15 protein-coding genes are annotated in these 16,991 nt (G+C 41.9%); 9 read left to right on the top strand and 6 right to left on the bottom strand.

What is annotated here, in order from left to right:
• Window positions 1–82: 82 nt before the first annotated feature.
• From Xenpb_RS07410 to map, 3 genes are all read right to left on the bottom strand, one after another.
• Complete coding sequence (locus Xenpb_RS07410) at window positions 83–2,236, bottom strand: carbon starvation CstA family protein (RefSeq protein ID WP_187653745.1); 2,154 nt, start codon at window positions 2,234–2,236, stop codon at window positions 83–85.
• 324 nt (window positions 2,237–2,560) lie between these two features.
• The gene (locus Xenpb_RS07405) at window positions 2,561–4,015 is read right to left on the bottom strand and encodes a phosphoethanolamine transferase (protein ID WP_187653744.1); all 1,455 of its coding nucleotides are present in this window, start codon (window positions 4,013–4,015) and stop codon (window positions 2,561–2,563) included.
• Between the two features lie 452 nt (window positions 4,016–4,467).
• On the bottom strand, window positions 4,468–5,277 hold the full coding sequence (gene map, locus Xenpb_RS07400; RefSeq protein WP_187653743.1) for a type I methionyl aminopeptidase: 810 nt from the start codon (window positions 5,275–5,277) through the stop codon (window positions 4,468–4,470).
• Window positions 5,278–5,562: 285 nt separating this feature from the next.
• On the opposite strand from map, the gene Xenpb_RS07395 reads away from it, so the two are divergent.
• A complete protein-coding gene (locus tag Xenpb_RS07395) occupies window positions 5,563–6,753 on the top strand; it encodes a Fic family protein (protein ID WP_187653742.1) in 1,191 nt (396 codons plus the stop codon).
• A gap of 140 nt (window positions 6,754–6,893) precedes the next feature.
• Window positions 6,894–7,481 (top strand): plasmid pRiA4b ORF-3 family protein, encoded by a 588-nt coding sequence (locus tag Xenpb_RS07390; protein ID WP_255523067.1) that lies wholly within the window; start codon window positions 6,894–6,896, stop codon window positions 7,479–7,481.
• A gap of 159 nt (window positions 7,482–7,640) precedes the next feature.
• Here Xenpb_RS07390 and Xenpb_RS07385 read toward each other — a convergent pair whose 3' ends face one another.
• The gene (locus Xenpb_RS07385) at window positions 7,641–8,033 is read right to left on the bottom strand and encodes an HTH domain-containing protein (protein ID WP_368666805.1); all 393 of its coding nucleotides are present in this window, start codon (window positions 8,031–8,033) and stop codon (window positions 7,641–7,643) included.
• Window positions 8,034–8,157: 124 nt separating this feature from the next.
• Between Xenpb_RS07385 and Xenpb_RS19915 the strand changes: the two genes are divergently transcribed.
• From Xenpb_RS19915 to Xenpb_RS07355, 7 genes are all read left to right on the top strand, one after another.
• Window positions 8,158–8,361, top strand: a complete 204-nt coding sequence (locus Xenpb_RS19915; protein WP_255523066.1) for a hypothetical protein — start codon at window positions 8,158–8,160, stop codon at window positions 8,359–8,361.
• 235 nt (window positions 8,362–8,596) lie between these two features.
• Window positions 8,597–8,752 carry a hypothetical protein gene (locus Xenpb_RS19910; RefSeq protein WP_255523065.1) on the top strand — a complete coding sequence of 52 codons (156 nt, stop codon included), beginning with the start codon at window positions 8,597–8,599 and terminating at the stop codon, window positions 8,750–8,752.
• A 184-nt stretch (window positions 8,753–8,936) separates the two neighbouring features.
• Complete coding sequence (locus Xenpb_RS07375) at window positions 8,937–9,341, top strand: DUF6088 family protein (protein ID WP_187653739.1); 405 nt, start codon at window positions 8,937–8,939, stop codon at window positions 9,339–9,341.
• Between the two features lie 89 nt (window positions 9,342–9,430).
• Window positions 9,431–10,288 carry a nucleotidyl transferase AbiEii/AbiGii toxin family protein gene (locus Xenpb_RS07370; protein WP_368666804.1) on the top strand — a complete coding sequence of 286 codons (858 nt, stop codon included), beginning with the start codon at window positions 9,431–9,433 and terminating at the stop codon, window positions 10,286–10,288.
• Between the two features lie 8 nt (window positions 10,289–10,296).
• The gene (locus Xenpb_RS07365; RefSeq protein WP_222942898.1) at window positions 10,297–10,686 is read left to right on the top strand and encodes a type I restriction-modification system subunit M N-terminal domain-containing protein; all 390 of its coding nucleotides are present in this window, start codon (window positions 10,297–10,299) and stop codon (window positions 10,684–10,686) included.
• Window positions 10,687–11,166: 480 nt separating this feature from the next.
• The gene (mutS, locus tag Xenpb_RS07360; protein WP_187653737.1) at window positions 11,167–13,749 is read left to right on the top strand and encodes a DNA mismatch repair protein MutS; all 2,583 of its coding nucleotides are present in this window, start codon (window positions 11,167–11,169) and stop codon (window positions 13,747–13,749) included.
• Window positions 13,750–13,751: 2 nt separating this feature from the next.
• Window positions 13,752–14,570, top strand: coding sequence for a tRNA isopentenyl-2-thiomethyl-A-37 hydroxylase MiaE (locus Xenpb_RS07355; protein ID WP_187653863.1), 819 nt, complete (start codon window positions 13,752–13,754; stop codon window positions 14,568–14,570).
• Window positions 14,571–14,809: 239 nt separating this feature from the next.
• Here Xenpb_RS07355 and rpoS read toward each other — a convergent pair whose 3' ends face one another.
• Both rpoS and nlpD read right to left on the bottom strand, forming a co-directional pair.
• Window positions 14,810–15,805: an RNA polymerase sigma factor RpoS gene (gene rpoS, locus Xenpb_RS07350; protein ID WP_187653736.1), complete on the bottom strand. Its 996-nt coding sequence runs from the start codon at window positions 15,803–15,805 to the stop codon at window positions 14,810–14,812.
• A gap of 53 nt (window positions 15,806–15,858) precedes the next feature.
• Window positions 15,859–16,935 carry a murein hydrolase activator NlpD gene (nlpD, locus tag Xenpb_RS07345; RefSeq protein WP_187653735.1) on the bottom strand — a complete coding sequence of 359 codons (1,077 nt, stop codon included), beginning with the start codon at window positions 16,933–16,935 and terminating at the stop codon, window positions 15,859–15,861.
• Window positions 16,936–16,991: the final 56 nt, after the last annotated feature.

The following is a 16,991-nucleotide window of genomic DNA, read 5'->3' as shown; positions in this document are numbered from 1 at the left end:
TACAAAGCCGATTATGCGGGGCATAGGAATATAGCTGTTACCGATACAGAATCATTGAGTCAGTATCAGCATAAGTATCACATCAGTGCGTAGAAGAAACTTTTACCCCGCCCTCTGGAATCGGAACATAAGGTGTTTCGTTATCAGTACGCTCTGGTGTTTTGCTCGCTTTTATCGCGGTTTTGATGCCATAGATAATGATGCTATACACCACCACGAAGAACAGGATACTTAAACCCGCATTGGTATAGTTGTTCACAACAATGTGGTTCATGTTGCTGATTTGCTGCGCCGTTAATTCCGCGCCACCTTCAGCAATCCGCTGTTTATACTCTTTCGCAAGGAAAAGGAAACCTTCAAGCCGTGGGTCATCACTAAACAGTTTCAGGCCCAGCGCCCAAGTCGTACAAATCAGCAACCAAACCGCAGGAAGCACCGTTACCCAAATGTATTTAGTACGCTTCATCTTGATCAGTACAACTGTACCCAATACCAATGCAACGGCTGCCAGCATCTGGTTAGAGATGCCAAACAGTGGCCACAGGCTCTTCACGCCACCCAATGGATCAACCACGCCTTGGTACAACAGGTAACCCCACAAGCCAACACAACCCGCCGTACCGATAATGCCAGCAACCAGAGAGTCAGTCTTTTTCAGGAATGGAACAAAATTACCCAAAAGATCCTGCAACATGAAACGACCTGAGCGCGTACCTGCATCCAGAGCTGTCAGGATAAACAATGCTTCAAACAGAATACCGAAGTGATACCAGAAGCCCATATCCGCCGCAGGGATGATTTGATGGAATACGTGGGCAATACCTACCGCCAGAGTTGGCGCGCCACCAGCACGGTTCAGGACAGACGGCTCACCAATGTCTTTTGCCGTTTGCAAAATCTGATCCGGTGAAATTACAAAGCCCCAAGAACTGACAGTCGCGGCTGCATGAGTGGTCACTTCCTTTAAGGAAGCCATGATCATGGGGGCTTCTGCTGTGCCCAGATTATGCAGATCAGGCATGATAATGCCAAGCGCTGCTGGAGGCGTATTCATCGCAAAGTACAGGCCCGGTTCGATGATGGATGCAGCAACCAATGCCATGATCGCAACAAATGATTCCATCAGCATCGCGCCGTAACCAATAAAACGTGCATCTTTTTCATTTGCCAGCAATTTAGGTGTCGTTCCCGAAGAGATCAGAGCATGGAAACCCGATACCGCACCACAAGCAATGGTAATGAACAGGAATGGGAACAGCGTACCTTTCCAAACTGGCCCTGTACCATCAATATATTGTGTGACGGCAGGCATTTTCAGTTCAGGATTCAGAATAACGATACCAATCGCAAGGCCGACAATGACTCCGATTTTCAGGAAAGTCGCCAGATAATCACGCGGTGCTAAAATTAGCCAGACGGGTAATAATGCAGAGATAAACGCATAACCAATCAGTGCATAAGTGATAGTGGTATCTTTGAAAGTCAGCGCAGGTCCCCAATAAGGATCGGCCGCAACCACTCCACCAAACCAAATAGCAGCAACCAGCATGAGAATACCAATCACGGAGACTTCACCAACACGCCCCGGACGGATATATCGCATGTAGATCCCCATGAAAAGCGCAATTGGCACGGTAGAACAAACCGTAAAGACTCCCCACGGGCTTTCCGCCAATGCTTTCACGACAATCAAGGCCAGTACCGCCAGAATGATAATCATGATTAAGAAGCAACCAAACAGGGCGATTGTTCCCGGCACCCGTCCCATTTCTTCTTTAACGATCTCACCAAGCGATGCACCATTGCGGCGGGAGGAGATAAACAACACTATAAAGTCCTGTACCGCACCTGCGAGCACTACCCCGGCTAATAGCCACAATGTTCCCGGCAGATATCCTACCTGTGCCGCCAATACCGGCCCTACTAACGGCCCCGCTCCTGCAATGGCCGCAAAGTGATGGCCAAACAGGACATTTTTATTGGTAGGAACATAGTTCAGTCCATCATTGTTGACGACCGCAGGGGTTGCCCGTGTCGCATCCAGTTTCATCACCTTAGTGGCGATATAGAGGCTGTAATACCGATAAGCAACCAGATAAACCGCTACGGATGCAACAATGATCCATAAAGCGCTAATGTGTTCTCCCCGTCGTAGCGCAACAACGCCAAGGCAAAATGCGCCAATTATCCCCAATATCATCCAGGGAATATGTTTTAACAATTTATTATTGTTCATAAAACTTCCTTTTCAAGGTAAGACGAACAGCAAGTCACTATTTAATTTTTTACTTCCTTCTCCACGAGATAACTCTCTGATGGCCGAAAGAAAGCAGTACCGATTAAAGGCAAATACTCCTCGCCACACTGCACTATGATATAAAATCCCTCTCACCATATTGGAAGGATCTAAGCCAGCGGTTGAATACCGCATTAAACGGTCAGAATCCCCTCATCAGTGGTTATGACTTAGAAAATCCGCCTTGAATTTGTGACGTAACTCACTGTTCACAAACCAAAATTAACTATTTATAAGCCAAATTATTATTTGTAACCGAAATGACTATTTATAACCTAAATTAATAGTGTCATCCTTCAATTGATTAAAGTCCTTATACTCGTTACTGAATGAAATCACGGTATGTTGGTTCTGACATTCTTGATTAGAAAACCAATCACAGTCGGATATCAAACGGGGTTCTTCGACTCCCAACCATGTGGACAACATAGATAAAAGGTACAAACCGCTGCGTGGCGCATCGATCTTATCTTTACCTGATTGGTTGGAAGCCACGTTTTTCGTGGAATCATCGTAATCGGTGATGATAAAAGGAACTTGATAGTTCTGTTTATGGCTGTCGTTATGAGTCACGTTCTCACCATCCGTGTTTTTATTCACAAATGACAACCCATGATCCGCGAAATAGAGCAGCGTCCAATGCAATTGGTTTTGATTGGCAATATTTTCAATTTCTGCCAGAAGCTTATCCGTATTCTGGATACTCTGGATATAACACGAGATGTTTTGGGAATGAAAATAATCGCTGTATTGTTCATTAGTTCTGGCACAAGGCTGTGGATGCGAACCCATTAAGTGAATGACAACCAGTTTCTTCTGTTTATCTTTCATCAACGCATTACGGATATAAGGCAATAAATTTTCATCCGGCATATAACTGCGATCATCTGAGCTGCCTTCTTTTAAAAAAGTATGATATTTGGCCTGTTGCCCAATCAGCGCCACCGGAGAATCAAAGCCTCCTTTCATGCCTTGATTAGAAAGCCAGTAAGTTTCAAATCCTGTCTTTTTCGCCAATGAAACTATGCTGTTATTCAGTTGAATTTCGTTTTTTTCACGAATTGCCAGAGAGTTCGTCAATGACAGTTGTGTTGATGGGGCAGCAGAAATATAGTTGGTTAACATTGTTGCATTGGTTTTATCCAGCCACGGGGTATTTTTATTCGGAAAACCATAAGCTCCCAGAAAGTCTTTTCGGACACTCTCTCCAATCACCATAATGTATGTGTCATATTTTTCTTCTTTGACAACAGGTTGCCAGTCATCCTGATTCTTAATAATCTTGGCAAACCGACTATTTTCAGACATAACTTCCGTATAACTCCGATAAACGTCACTGAAAAAGCGAGCCTCAGGCAAACTGGTATTCAAAAGTTCCGAACCATCTTCAAAATCTGATTTAATGTAGCCTTTAACTGGCGACCAGAAAGCAGAAATAAAAAATAGGGCAAGTAACCATTTTTTACTTTTATCAGATAAGGTGATGTTTAATTTGAAAGCAAACATCATCAAAATAAAAATGGCTATAGCAGTTAGATAAGTTGATAGCGAAAGGCCACTAATATACTCCAATGTTTCATTCTGATTCGTGTAGAGTAATGAACCTACTGCATTAACATCAGGATAACCATAGTTGAGGCCAATGGGAGTATAGAGTATTCCCACAAGGGAAAAAAAGGCAAGCAGAACGGTATATATTCGTTTACTGACCGCAGCCATAAATAGAAATAATGAAAATGCACTAAAAACATATATCAGCTTTAATTGATAGCCCAAGCATTTATGTATTAGAAATATAAGAAAAAAAAGGACAATAAAACAAGAGACGTTCTTATTTTTATAAATAGAAAACATAGTAACCCTGTAGTTTTATATAGTGGAGATAAATATCCACTTAAGCAAATTCGTTATTTTTTGAACAAACACTACCCACATCTGCTGTTCGAAAATTCAGCATAGCGCCATTTTAGCTAAACATGGGAATGAAGATAAGTTTACCTAAATCCGCTAAATAATAAACTGACTGATTTCACAAAGAAAATTTTTTCTTCTTAGAAAAAATTCTATCGATTAAAGGAAAAAAGTTTACTTAATGACAAAATAAAACCCAACACGATATCCAACTCCATATTAATCAGCATTGGGTTTACCATTATTCAACAGAATGCAGATTACCGGGTGATCGACAGATAACGCTCAAAAGCCTCACGTTCTTCATCCCGCAAAGTCAACACCTTGAAGCCATCACGGGTTACCAAAATCGTATGCTCAAACTGAGCCGATAACCGGCGATCTTTGGTCGTTACTGTCCAACCATCTTTATGCAGCTTCACGTCCTTTTTACCCTGGTTAATCATCGGCTCGATCGTGAAAGTCATGCCTTCCTCCAGCAATGTACCTTCACCAGCCCTGCCATAATGCAGGACTTGTGGTTCCTCATGCATACTGCGGCCAATGCCATGCCCACAATATTCACGCACCACAGAATAATTATTGGCTTCAGCATGTTGTTGTATCGTATGACCGATATCCCCCAACGTGATACCCGGCTTAACGATCTTAATCGCTTTATATAGACATTCTTGGGTCACATTGACCAAACGCCTGGCATGGGATGGTACGTCACCGACACAAAATGTAATACTGCTGTCGCCATAATATCCTTCTTTTTTAACCGTCACATCTACGTTAACAATATCTCCATTTTTCAGCCTCTTCTCAGAAGGCCAGCCATGACAAACCACGTGATTCACTGAAGTATTGACTGTATAAGGGAAGCCGTATTGCCCCAGACTACCGGGTATCGCATTGAGAGTATTGACGATGTAATCATGGCAAAATGAATCGATTTCCAGAGTCGTTATACCTGGCGCGATAATCGAGCGAACCGCTTCAAGTACCTGACCTGTCAAACGCCCCGCAATTTCCATTTTCTTTATCTCTTCCGCATTCTTTATCAATATTCCGTTGCTTTTTGTCATGTGTTCTTCTCTTAATTCAAGTTATGTAGGTTCCGTTTTAATAATGCACTTGCATTAGTACACAACTCAAGCCAACATTTATCTCAAATTTCTCTAGTTTTGCGGTGAAAGATGAAAATTAAGCGTCCCCCTGCACTTACAGATATCGCAGAAATGGCCCCATCTGTCTTTTCCATCAATATATCCAACGCAAAAGCCATTGATGATGAAGGCCGCTATCTTCCCTGGGATAAATTACGTCATCGACTACCTGTAGGAACAGACCCCATTGCCTACTGGTCAATTGTGCGTTTTCTGCGTAATAAAAATATCCAACAACTGTCATTGACAGGTGATAGTCCGGATCAACTGACCAAGTTGTTCACAACACCAATAATTAAACAAATTTGTTCTAAGATAGACCGACTAACATCCTCAGCCGGGCAAGCTGAGTTGTTGGAATCTCTCAATGCTTCAAAATATTTATTTGATGAACTCATTGCTGAGGAGTCAATTTCATCCAGCCAGTTGGAAGGTGCAGCTACAACCAGCCAAGTTGCTTTAGAAATGCTCAAAATTCAACGCTCTCCGAGAGACGAAAGTGAGCGTATGATTATGGGTAATCATCGAATGATGGCGTATATTACAGAGCACTGCAATGATAAGCTTACTCCTGCTTTTATCAGAGAAATTCATGCTATTGCAGTTGAAGGAATTAACGATGATAAATATAAACCAGCCCGGTTCCGCACAACCAATGATGTTGTTGTTGCAGGAATAGACGGTGAAATTATACATACTCCACCTTCCTACAAAGAAATCGAACAGAGGATAGAAGAACTCTGTCTTTGGGCAAATACCTCCCATGAACGGCAGGCGGGTGTTGATTATTTACACCCATTAATAAAAGCTATTGTTCTCCATTTTATGATGGGATTTATTCATCCCTTTAATGACGGGAATGGCAGAACAGCAAGAGCCTTATTTTACTGGTACATGCTGCGCTGTGGTTATACTGCATTTAAATACATCTCCATCAGTAAGCTATTGAAAAAATCCTCGACGGCTTATGCAAAGGCATACTGTTATACAGAAACTGACCAGTTTGATCTCACGTATTTTGTTGATTATCAGTGTCAGATTGTTGAGCGGGCAATCGAAGAATATCTTAATTATATAAAACATATTATAAAAACCCGGGCTGAAGTAGAAACATTCCTTTACGAATCAAACATCATCGCTGAATTGAATGCCAGACAGCGCGCATTGCTAAATATTGCTTTTGCCAGACCGGGAAATATTTTCACTGTGGCAGAAATTCGCGGCAGAATGAGAGTATCAGACAATACAGCGCGAAATGATCTTAACCAATTGGAAAAATTAGGTTTATTAAAAACACATAAAGATGGCAGAGAAACGGTTTATGTTGCACCTAAGAATTTATCACAAATCTCAAAATGGAAAGAAAAAATATCTGTTAAATCAAGTGGGTGGTAACTAACTATTTTATGAGTACAAAAATAGTTCGTATTTCAATTCAAATCACACCATACTATGACTGGAATAAGTAAACAGTATGCTGATTTTTCTACCAACTCATCAAATTAGAAGGACGATAAATGGAAAAGTTCTACCTGTTGAAAATAACACTTATAGAAACTAATCCAAGCATATGGCGTCGTTTTGTCGTTCCATCCAATATTTCATTGGATAGATTACACGATATAATACAAATCGTAATGGGTTGGAATGACAGCCATTTACATGAATTTTCTTTTGGTATCAAACGATTCACTGAAATGCCTGAAGAACCTGAAGAGGGTAAAGAAGAGAGAAAAGTGAGGCTGGATTCATTACTCAAAAGAAAAGGGAGCAAATTCACTTATCTTTATGATTTCGGTGATTACTGGGAACATGAAATCGTACTTGAAAACAGTAACTATTCTCCTCATGAACTCCCTATGCCTATTTTTTGCTGTGAAGGTCAAAGAGCCTGCCCGCCAGAAGATTGTGGTGGAATATATGGCTATATGGAACTGGTTGATATCCTTAATAAACCAACACATAAAGATTATCAGGAAATGTTTGAATGGGTTAATGGAAAATCCGATATTTCCCCTGATACCGCTTTTTCCCCTGAAAAATTCAATATAGAAGAAGTAAACAATATGCTGGCTTTATATTATCGCTGGTCAAGAGATCGCTATTTATCACTATTCGGATAACTATATTTTCGAATAACTATGTTTTAGAATAACTATGTTTTAGAATAACCACTTCATTATTCACACTATTTTGTGAGTCCTAATAGAATTAGGACTTTCTCAATAGGCGTTTTTTGTTGCAGGCAGTTTGAATACCCTAATTTTTGGGATATTACCGAGTCAGCTAACCCGCCAGTATCCCCCTTTCTTCGCGCCAACACGAACCAAATAGCCATTATCTTGTAATATCTTTATATTCCGCTCGATTGTGCGGCGGCTTACACTTAACCCATCAGCCAATTGAGTGATGGTAATAGCAGGATGAAGTGCAATAACCGATAAGATTTTCTGCGAGGTAGCATTGAGTGGCTGTAAATTTTCTACCGACATTTCTACCGACGTTTTTACCGACATTGCGACAGAATCCTGTTGATACGCATTCAGGCTTTCCCTAAGCGCTTCGGCTAATTTTTCTAACATAAAATCGATAAATAACGTACAGTCGCTTGTTCGATCACATTCTCTAACAACCTGATAATAAGCCTGTTGCTGATGATGAACCAGGGTTTCCACGGGTACCGTAGGCTTTACATGATGAAAAATTCTATTTCCTATTTGAATACTTATGTGTTTACTCATTTCCTCAATTTTTAGCTAAACTTTTAAGGCCAATTAATAGTTTCACTAGGAGAATGCCATGTGGACTAAAAAAGGTCATCCAACCGGTCAGAAAAAGGCATTTAGGCTCGAAGATATCTGGCGGATCAGAACAAGGCTAGAAATTAAGGAGAATATTCAATATTTTGCTTTGCTCAACTTAGCTATTGATAGCAAGTTGAGATCATGCGATCTACTCAGGATCAAGGTTCGTGATATTAGTAGTAATGGTGTTATCCATTAACAGAGTGCTTTATCGGCAAAGCAAGACTGATCGCCATGTTCAATTTGAAATAACCTCAAAAACAGCTCAATCCATTACACTGTGGGTATCACTTCGAAGGTTAACTATTTCTGATTATCTTTTTCCCAGTCCCCGTAAAATCGGTAAGCCTATGAGCTATAGTTATTACGCCAGCATAATTCGACGATAGGCAAGAGAACTTGGGTATGATGAATATCTATATAGAACTCATTCGATGAGAAGAACCAAAGCAACTTTGATTTATGCCAAAACTAAAAATATTCGGGCAGTTCAGCTCTTACTCGGGCATGTCAAACTCGATAACACAATTCGGTATTTGGGTGTTGAAATTGAAGATGCTCTGAAAATATCTGAAAATATTGATTCATAAACAAGGTCATTATGTTTAATATTTCGATATGATATTCATGAAAATTAAAAATACTTGATATAAATCAATATATTATAAATATTATTTTAGTTTTAATGCCGTATCTATTCTTGAGATGATGTCGTATTTATTCCAGTTTTATTCCCTCTAGTGTATACTTCCTATACATAAAGAAGGAGGTCCTATGACAGCAGCAGATCGAATCAATCAAAAGTTGAAACGTTCGAGACGTTACGTCTTTGAGCGCAAAGATTTTGCAGACATTGCCAGTTATGACCAGATCGGCCGTGCGCTTAATCAATTGATCAAGCAAGGTGAACTGATGAAAATCGGATATGGCCTGTATACTAAAGCACGTAAGAACAGCCTCACAGGTCGCCTAATGCCAACGAATCCTGGTGGCACCGATGCGATTTTACGTGAAATTCTTAAGATGAAAGGTGTAGACTTCGAAGTAGATAGTCTATCGTTGCAAAGTCTTTCCGGTAATAGCACGCAAATCCCTTCATCTGTGCAGTATTCGTGGAATCCTAAGCAGTTTAATCGCAAGCTGGTTGTTGGTAATCGCGTACTTAACTCACCAAGTTAAAAATGAAAAAATTAAAAGATCAATTCTTAGAGGTTTCCGATGCCTTAGAGCTCGGAAACCCAGCCATTATTGAAAAAGATTACTGGATAGTGGCTTTGCTTGCTGAGTTAGCAAATCTTGTTTTTGATACGCATCAAATGGTCTTTTCTGGCGGGACGGCACTGGCTAAATCCAATGTAAAAATCCTCAGGATGTCGGAAGATGTCGACATCAAACTCATCCCAACGGATGCATTTAACTCATTCGGTCGTGACAAGCGCAAGACGACACGTAAGGCTCTGGTGCAACAAATCGAAGAATCTCTAACTCACCAATCAAGCCATTTTTCTATTAAAGAAAAAAAGGCCCGTGATGAATACCGCTACGTCGAATATGAACTGAAATACCCACAGCAATTTAGACAAGCACCTTGCTTGCGCCCAATCATTAAACTGGAACTGATGGAGACCATACCTCTGCTTCAAGTAGAACAGCGTAGCATTCAATCACTGGTTGCTGAGCTGTATCATCAGCCTCACGAAGTCAACGCATTTTCTTGTATCTCCGTTCAATCCACTTTGGTGGAGAAAGTCATTTCTATGCTGCGCCGTACCATGCTAGTCAAACGAGATTCTGAGCGCAAAGATGATGCTACGTTGATACGCCATATCTACGATGTACATTGTATTGACGCGAACCAGCAGCTTGATTTTGAAACTCTTATGCCCCTTTTCCAAACTGTGTTACAAGAAGACGTTAAGCGATTTGGTAATCAGCATGCGGAGTTTGTTGCTAACCCTGTTCAAGAATTACAGCTAGGTTTGCAAGAGCTAGAGTCTAACCCGCTGTTTCATCAAAGATTTACAGACTTTGTCACCCCAATGGTGTTTAATACAGAAACACCCGATTTCGATACCTGCTTTGCCTCATTTAAGCGCATTGCTCAGTCATTGATGAATAGTAATTAGAGTAGAACATGAATAAACAACAACTGGCCGCCAAGATTTGGGAATCGGCTAACCAAATGCGTTCTAAAATCGAAGCAAACGACTACAAAGATTATATCTTAGGCTTCATTTTTTATAAGTTTTTGTCTGATAAGCAAATTCAGTTCTTAATCCAAAACGAATTTGATGAACAATCGATCAAAGAATTGAATGAGGACGATACCGACACCCTCAAATACATTCAAGACGAATTGGGTTACTTCATCGCTTATGACAACCTGTTCTCAACTTGGATCAGTGATGGTAAAGATTTCAACATTGCTTATGTGCGTGATGCGTTATCGGCGTTCAGCCGAATGTCACGCCAGAGAAGATGCAACAACCGCTTGATGAACTGCATAAATCCTTTGCCATCTTAAGCCAAGTGGAACAAAAACAGGCAAACAAGCTACTGATTGAACGAGCTAATTTTTTATAACCTGTTAAAAATTATATCTTTTTACGCGATCTTCAATAATGGGCAACAACAAATAGTAATGTGAACAGCAGTTATTATCACCTTCGTGAATTTAAGATTAACTTTCTAAAATTTTAGATTAAGAAGCATAATATTTATGACAGAGAAGCCGGTAAGGCGAAAGAGGCTAAGTCGAGCCGCTTCGCAATCCTGCTGAATAATGAAAAAATCTGATACATTCCTGCGAGTAATCCTGCTAACCTAGCACCAAAATCTTCCTAATCTAATCCATAGATGAATCACACAGATTATCAGTGATAAGATAGCTTTTTCGCCCAGGATGAGGTTCATTAACGTTCCATCCTTAGCTGATCATATTTAGGTTTTGTCATTTAGATGGGTTGACTGAGCGTCGATGGCCCAACTGAGTCAACAGGAATTAATGAAATTGAATAACATCAATACGAAAGAATCCCCAGCAAAGGATATAGATAGCCATACTCCCATGATGCAGCAGTATCTGCGACTGAAAGCACAGCACCCAGATATTCTACTGCTTTATCGGATGGGGGATTTTTATGAGTTGTTCTATGACGATGCCAAAAAAGCTGCGAAGTTACTGGATATTTCTCTGACCAAACGCGGGCAATCGGCGGGCCAGCCTATTCCTATGGCGGGCGTTCCTTATCACGCAATCGAAAACTATTTGGCAAAACTGGTACAACTCGGTGAATCCGCAGCGCTCTGTGAACAGGTCGGTGATCCGGCAAGCAGCAAAGGCCCTGTTGAGCGCAAAGTTGTACGTATTGTCACACCCGGTACAGTGACTGATGAGGCGTTGCTGCAAGAGCGTCAGGATAATCTTCTGGCGGCTATCTGGCATGACAGTCAGGGCTTTGGTTATGCAACATTGGATATCACTTCCGGCCGTTTCCGCGTGTCTGAAATGGCCGATGAAGATACCATTGCCGCAGAATTGCAACGCACACGGCCCGCTGAATTGCTTTACCCTGAAACATTCGGGCCGATGGCGCTGATCGAGCGCTGTCATGGTTTACGCCGCCGCCCAATGTGGGAATTCGAACTGGAGACCGCAAAGCAACAACTGAATCTGCAATTCGGCACTCGTGACCTGATTGGTTTCGGCGTGGAAAAATCGGCACTTGCTCTGCGTGCTGCGGGTTGTTTGCTGCAATATGTTAAAGATACTCAACGCACCGCCCTCCCCCATATCCGTAGCCTTACGATGGAACGTCAACAGGAAACGGTCATTATGGATGCCGCAACCCGCCGTAATCTTGAGCTGACGTTAAATCTATCCGGTGGTACGGAGAACACACTGGCTTCGGTACTCGATCAGTGTGTAACACCGATGGGCAGCCGAATGCTAAAACGTTGGCTGCATACGCCGATTCGCAATAAAGACATACTGGAAAACCGCCAGCAAGCCATTTCCGCATTACAGGAAATTGGCTATGAGTTACAGCCATTTTTACGTCAGGTCGGTGACTTAGAGCGTGTACTTGCCCGCCTTGCACTTCGTTCTGCCCGTCCCCGTGATCTGGCCAGAATGCGCCACGCTTTCCAGCAATTGCCGGACATTCATCAAATCATGGCATCTTCCGATTTTCCTTATATTCAGGCGTTACAGCAACGTGTGGGGAATTTTGATGAACTACAGACGCTGTTGGAAAATGCGGTTGTCGAAACACCGCCTGTTTTAGTACGTGACGGCGGTGTCATTGCGACTGGCTATAATGCTGAATTGGACGAGTGGAGAGCATTGGCCGACGGTGCCAGTGATTATCTGGACAGACTGGAGATCCGTGAACGTGAGAAGCTCGGCATAGATACCCTGAAAGTCGGCTTCAATGCGGTGCATGGTTACTATATTCAAGTCAGCCGCGGGCAAAGCCATTTAGTGCCGATCCATTATGTTCGTCGTCAGACGCTTAAAAATGCAGAACGCTATATCATTCCTGAATTAAAGGAATATGAAGACAAGGTTCTGACTTCCAAAGGCAAAGCACTTGCCATTGAGAAAGCGCTGTATGAAGAATTATTTGATTTGTTGTTGCCTCATCTGGCGGAGTTGCAGGCTAGTGCGGAAGCGCTGGCAGAACTGGATGTGCTGGCAAATCTTGCTGAACGTGCTGAAACACTGAATTATACTTGTCCGACACTGACGGATAAAGTTGGTATTCAAATCACTGGCGGTCGCCATCCTGTTGTTGAGCAGGTATTGAGTGAGCCATTTATTGCTAACCCATTAACGCTCTCATCGCAGCGTCGTTTGCTGATTATCACAGGGCCGAACATGGGGGGTAAAAGTACCTATATGCGTCAGGCGGCCCTGATTACGCTGTTGGCCTATATTGGGAGCTTTGTCCCTGCCGAGAAAGCGATCATTGGCCCCGTAGACCGTATTTTCACTCGTGTAGGTGCATCTGATGATCTCGCGTCAGGGCGTTCTACCTTTATGGTGGAAATGACCGAAACCGCCAATATTTTGCATAATGCTACCGAATACAGTTTAGTATTAATGGATGAAATCGGTCGCGGCACGTCTACATATGATGGTTTATCCCTTGCCTGGTCCTGCGCTGAAAGTTTGGCTAACCGCATCAAGGCGATGACGTTGTTTGCAACTCACTATTTCGAGCTGACAACCTTGCCAGAAAAACTGGAAGGTGTCGTCAATATTCATCTGGATGCCGTCGAACATGGCGATACGATTGCCTTCATGCACAGTGTGCAGGAAGGCGCAGCAAGCAAGAGCTATGGGCTGGCGGTTGCCTCTCTAGCGGGTGTTCCCCGTGATGTCATTAAGCGGGCGCGGCAGAAACTGAAGGAACTGGAATCGCTCTCCAATCATGCGACAGCAAGCCATGTTGATACGCCGCAGTTAACTCTGCTGACAGAAGAAACTTCTCCGGCAGTAGAAGCATTGGAAAATCTGAATCCAGATACGTTGACACCACGCCAGGCACTGGAATGGATCTATCGCTTAAAGGATATGGTATAGCAATGAATGACGTAGCAATAAATGGGGTAGAAAAAAGCGGAACAGCAATAAAGTTTGATGCCAGCTTGTTAGCCCCCATTTATCAGTTCTTACAGTGCGAAACACCTGAACAGTGGGTAGAAAAAGCCCGGCAGCCCGAAAATCTGCCGGTTTTACTGCGCGATCATCTGTTGTGCGAATTGAAAGCGGCGCAAAGCGCCATGTTCTTAATCCGCAAATATGCTGTTAACCCCGAAAGTGCTGACACCTTATTGGCATGGTTTCAGCCCTATGAAGATTTTGCTTATAAAAAAATAGGTAACATCCATTCACTAAAGGGAAAAAGTCAGGTTACCAAGCAAATTACTGCTCGGTCAAAATCACCGTATGGTCAGGATTTAATTGATAAAATGGTGATGTTGATTAAGGAAGAACTCCATCACTTTTATCAGGTACTGGAAATCATGAATGCCAGAGGGATAAGCTATGACAGTATCACTGCCAGCCGCTATGCCAAATCCCTGTTTCAACATATTACTAACCATGAACCTTATACGTTGGTGGATAAGCTGATTATTGGTGCTTATATTGAGGCGCGTTCATGTGAACGTTTTGCAAAACTTGCTCCTCACTTAGATGAAGATTTAGGTAAGTTTTATATTTCTCTGCTGCGATCAGAAGCCCGCCACTATCAAGATTATTTGTCACTGGCTCAATTGATATCTAAAGAAGATATTGCAGAAAGGGTGAATTATTTCGGCCGAATTGAAGCAGAACTTATTCAAACACCGGATCATGATTTTAAATTTCACAGTGGTGTTCCTATTATCGAAAATAGATAAATAGAAGACTAAGTGATAATAAAAATATAAATAAGTGAATAAATGGATAAGTGAAAGAGAAATAAAAGGTGGGCTAAATAAGCCCACCTTTGGGTTTCCACCAAATATATCACTTTAACTTTCAATGACCAATTTGAGGATCACAGCCACGCATTCCAGGTATACAGTCACTTCTGACTCTGGAAATTTGTTTACTTTTCACCTCGCAGTAAATTGAAATCAAATGGATATAAATATAATTAAGTACGGAATAATGATTCTATATTCAAGCCTTGGGTATGCAGTATATCTCTAAGACGACGCAATCCCTCAACCTGAATTTGACGAACTCTCTCTCTTGTTAAACCTATTTCTCGCCCAACATCCTCTAATGTTTCCGCTTCATACCCAAGCAAACCGAAACGTCTGGCCAGAACTTCACGCTGTTTTGCATTCAGTTCAAACAACCACTTAACGATACTCTGTTTCATATCATCATCTTGGATTGTTGTTTCCGGCCCTGAGTCGTTTTCATCAGATAAAATATCCAATAATGCTTTATCTGAATCGCCACTAATTGGCGTATCGACAGAAGTAATGCGCTCGTTAAGCCGCATCATACGGCTCACGTCTTCAACGGGTTTATCCAGTTTCTCCGCAATTTCTTCGACACTGGGTTCGTGATCCAATTTGTGTGCCAGTTCTCTTGCAGTACGTAAATAGACATTTAACTCTTTGACTATGTGAATAGGCAGACGAATTGTGCGAGTCTGGTTCATGATGGCACGTTCGATTGTTTGACGTATCCACCATGTTGCATAAGTAGAAAAACGGAATCCCCTTTCAGGATCAAATTTTTCTACCGCACGAATAAGCCCAAGGTTGCCTTCTTCAATCAGATCCAGCAAAGCTAATCCCCGATTGCTATATCGGCGAGATATTTTAACAACCAATCGCAGGTTACTTTCAATCATGCGTTGGCGTGCAGCCATATCTCCTCGAAGTGCCCGTCTCGCGAAAAGAACCTCTTCCTCTGCGGTCAGCAGAGGAGAAAAACCAATCTCTCCAAGATATAGCTGTGTTGCATCAAGAACACGTTGGTTTACCCCTTGCAACAAATCCAAATCTTCATCAAGACTGGCTACATCATCCTCGTCTTTCAGCAACGCTTCATCAAAGTCATCAGCTTCCATGCTATTTTCGTCTAAATCCGCATCATCATACAACTTATTAACTTTAAGCGTACTTTGGCTCATCAGCTGCTCCTACCCATGATAATGCGGGCAGGAATTTCAGATCCTGCCCCGGTTTATCGCTGCGGAAGATAACGCAGCGGGTTTACGGATTTTCCCTTATAGCGAATTTCAAAATGCAATCTTACGGAACTTGTTCCGGTACTACCCATGGTGGCAATTTTTTGCCCCGCTTGAACATCCTGCTGCTCACGAACTAACATAGTGTCGTTATGAGCATAGGCGCTCAGGTAGTCATCGTTATGTTTTATAATTATTAAATTTCCATATCCACGTAATGCGTTACCGGCATAAACGACTTTCCCACTGGCTGTTGAGAATACGGGTTGGCCACGATTGCCCATAATATCAATGCCTTTATTTCCTCCTTGAGAATCAGAAAAGCCTTCAAGAATTTTGCCTTCTGCCGGCCATCTCCAACTATTAATAGTGCCAATGCCAGCACTGCTAATAGTGTTATTTACATCTGTATCTGTTGCTGTAGATACTTTTTGGGCGGCATCCTCACTACCAGAAATAGTTACCCTTGGCAACATTTTTCCTGAGCTTGGTCTATCAATATTTGCAGGATACGCATTAATTTTTTGAAAATCAACCTGCTTAATTTTAGATTGAGTACTATTTGATGCTATTAATACACCATTCTTGGAGTTTACATTATCTATTTTCAGGACTTGCCCAACATTTAAGCCATAAGGTTCTGAAATGCCGTTTCTTTGAGATAGATCACGAAAATCATTACCTGTAATCCAGGCTATATAAAACAAAGTATCACCATGTTTGACCGTGTAAGTGCTTCCGCTATAGCTTCCTTTGGGAATGTTTTCGTAGTTACGGTTATAGACAATCCTTCCTGGATATGAACCATTATCGGTAGCATGATTCACTAACTGACGGTTTTTGGCAGCATGATTATCTGATACACGATGAGTTGAAATCACAGGAGGAGAAGATGGCAATGGAGCCGAAATTGATGACGGTTTAGAGAATATTTCTCCATTTTTCTCCTTATTATCAATATTCACTATGGGTGCCGGGCGATCGGGTGTATTGCTACAACCTACCAGCACGATCCCCATAACAGTACTGGTAATTATCCACTTTATTTTTTTCACTGGGTTTCCTGAATTCATACCTTATCCCCTCATAAAGGCAATATAAGAGCAAAGAATGATGATTTATAAAGAAA

It is taken from the genome of Xenorhabdus sp. PB62.4, assembly GCF_014467285.1.
Classification (GTDB): domain Bacteria; phylum Pseudomonadota; class Gammaproteobacteria; order Enterobacterales; family Enterobacteriaceae; genus Xenorhabdus.
The sequence above is the reverse complement of the archived record's forward strand: the minus strand, read 5'-3'. Positions and strand labels throughout refer to the sequence as shown.

Excerpts from the sequence above, each read along its gene's own strand:
- Xenpb_RS07410 (WP_187653745.1), bottom strand. The coding sequence starts at position 2,236 with ATGAACAATAATAAATTGTTAAAACATATTCCCTGGATGATATTGGGG.
- Xenpb_RS07405 (WP_187653744.1), bottom strand. The coding sequence starts at position 4,015 with ATGGCTGCGGTCAGTAAACGAATATATACCGTTCTGCTTGCCTTTTTT.
- map (WP_187653743.1), bottom strand. The coding sequence starts at position 5,277 with ATGACAAAAAGCAACGGAATATTGATAAAGAATGCGGAAGAGATAAAG.
- Xenpb_RS19915 (WP_255523066.1), top strand. The coding sequence starts at position 8,158 with ATGTGGACTAAAAAAGGTCATCCAACCGGTCAGAAAAAGGCATTTAGG.
- Xenpb_RS19910 (WP_255523065.1), top strand. The coding sequence starts at position 8,597 with ATGAGAAGAACCAAAGCAACTTTGATTTATGCCAAAACTAAAAATATT.
- Xenpb_RS07375 (WP_187653739.1), top strand. The coding sequence starts at position 8,937 with ATGACAGCAGCAGATCGAATCAATCAAAAGTTGAAACGTTCGAGACGT.
- Xenpb_RS07365 (WP_222942898.1), top strand. The coding sequence starts at position 10,297 with ATGAATAAACAACAACTGGCCGCCAAGATTTGGGAATCGGCTAACCAA.
- mutS (WP_187653737.1), top strand. The coding sequence starts at position 11,167 with ATGAAATTGAATAACATCAATACGAAAGAATCCCCAGCAAAGGATATA.
- Xenpb_RS07355 (WP_187653863.1), top strand. The coding sequence starts at position 13,752 with ATGAATGACGTAGCAATAAATGGGGTAGAAAAAAGCGGAACAGCAATA.
- rpoS (WP_187653736.1), bottom strand. The coding sequence starts at position 15,805 with ATGAGCCAAAGTACGCTTAAAGTTAATAAGTTGTATGATGATGCGGAT.
- nlpD (WP_187653735.1), bottom strand. The coding sequence starts at position 16,935 with ATGAATTCAGGAAACCCAGTGAAAAAAATAAAGTGGATAATTACCAGT.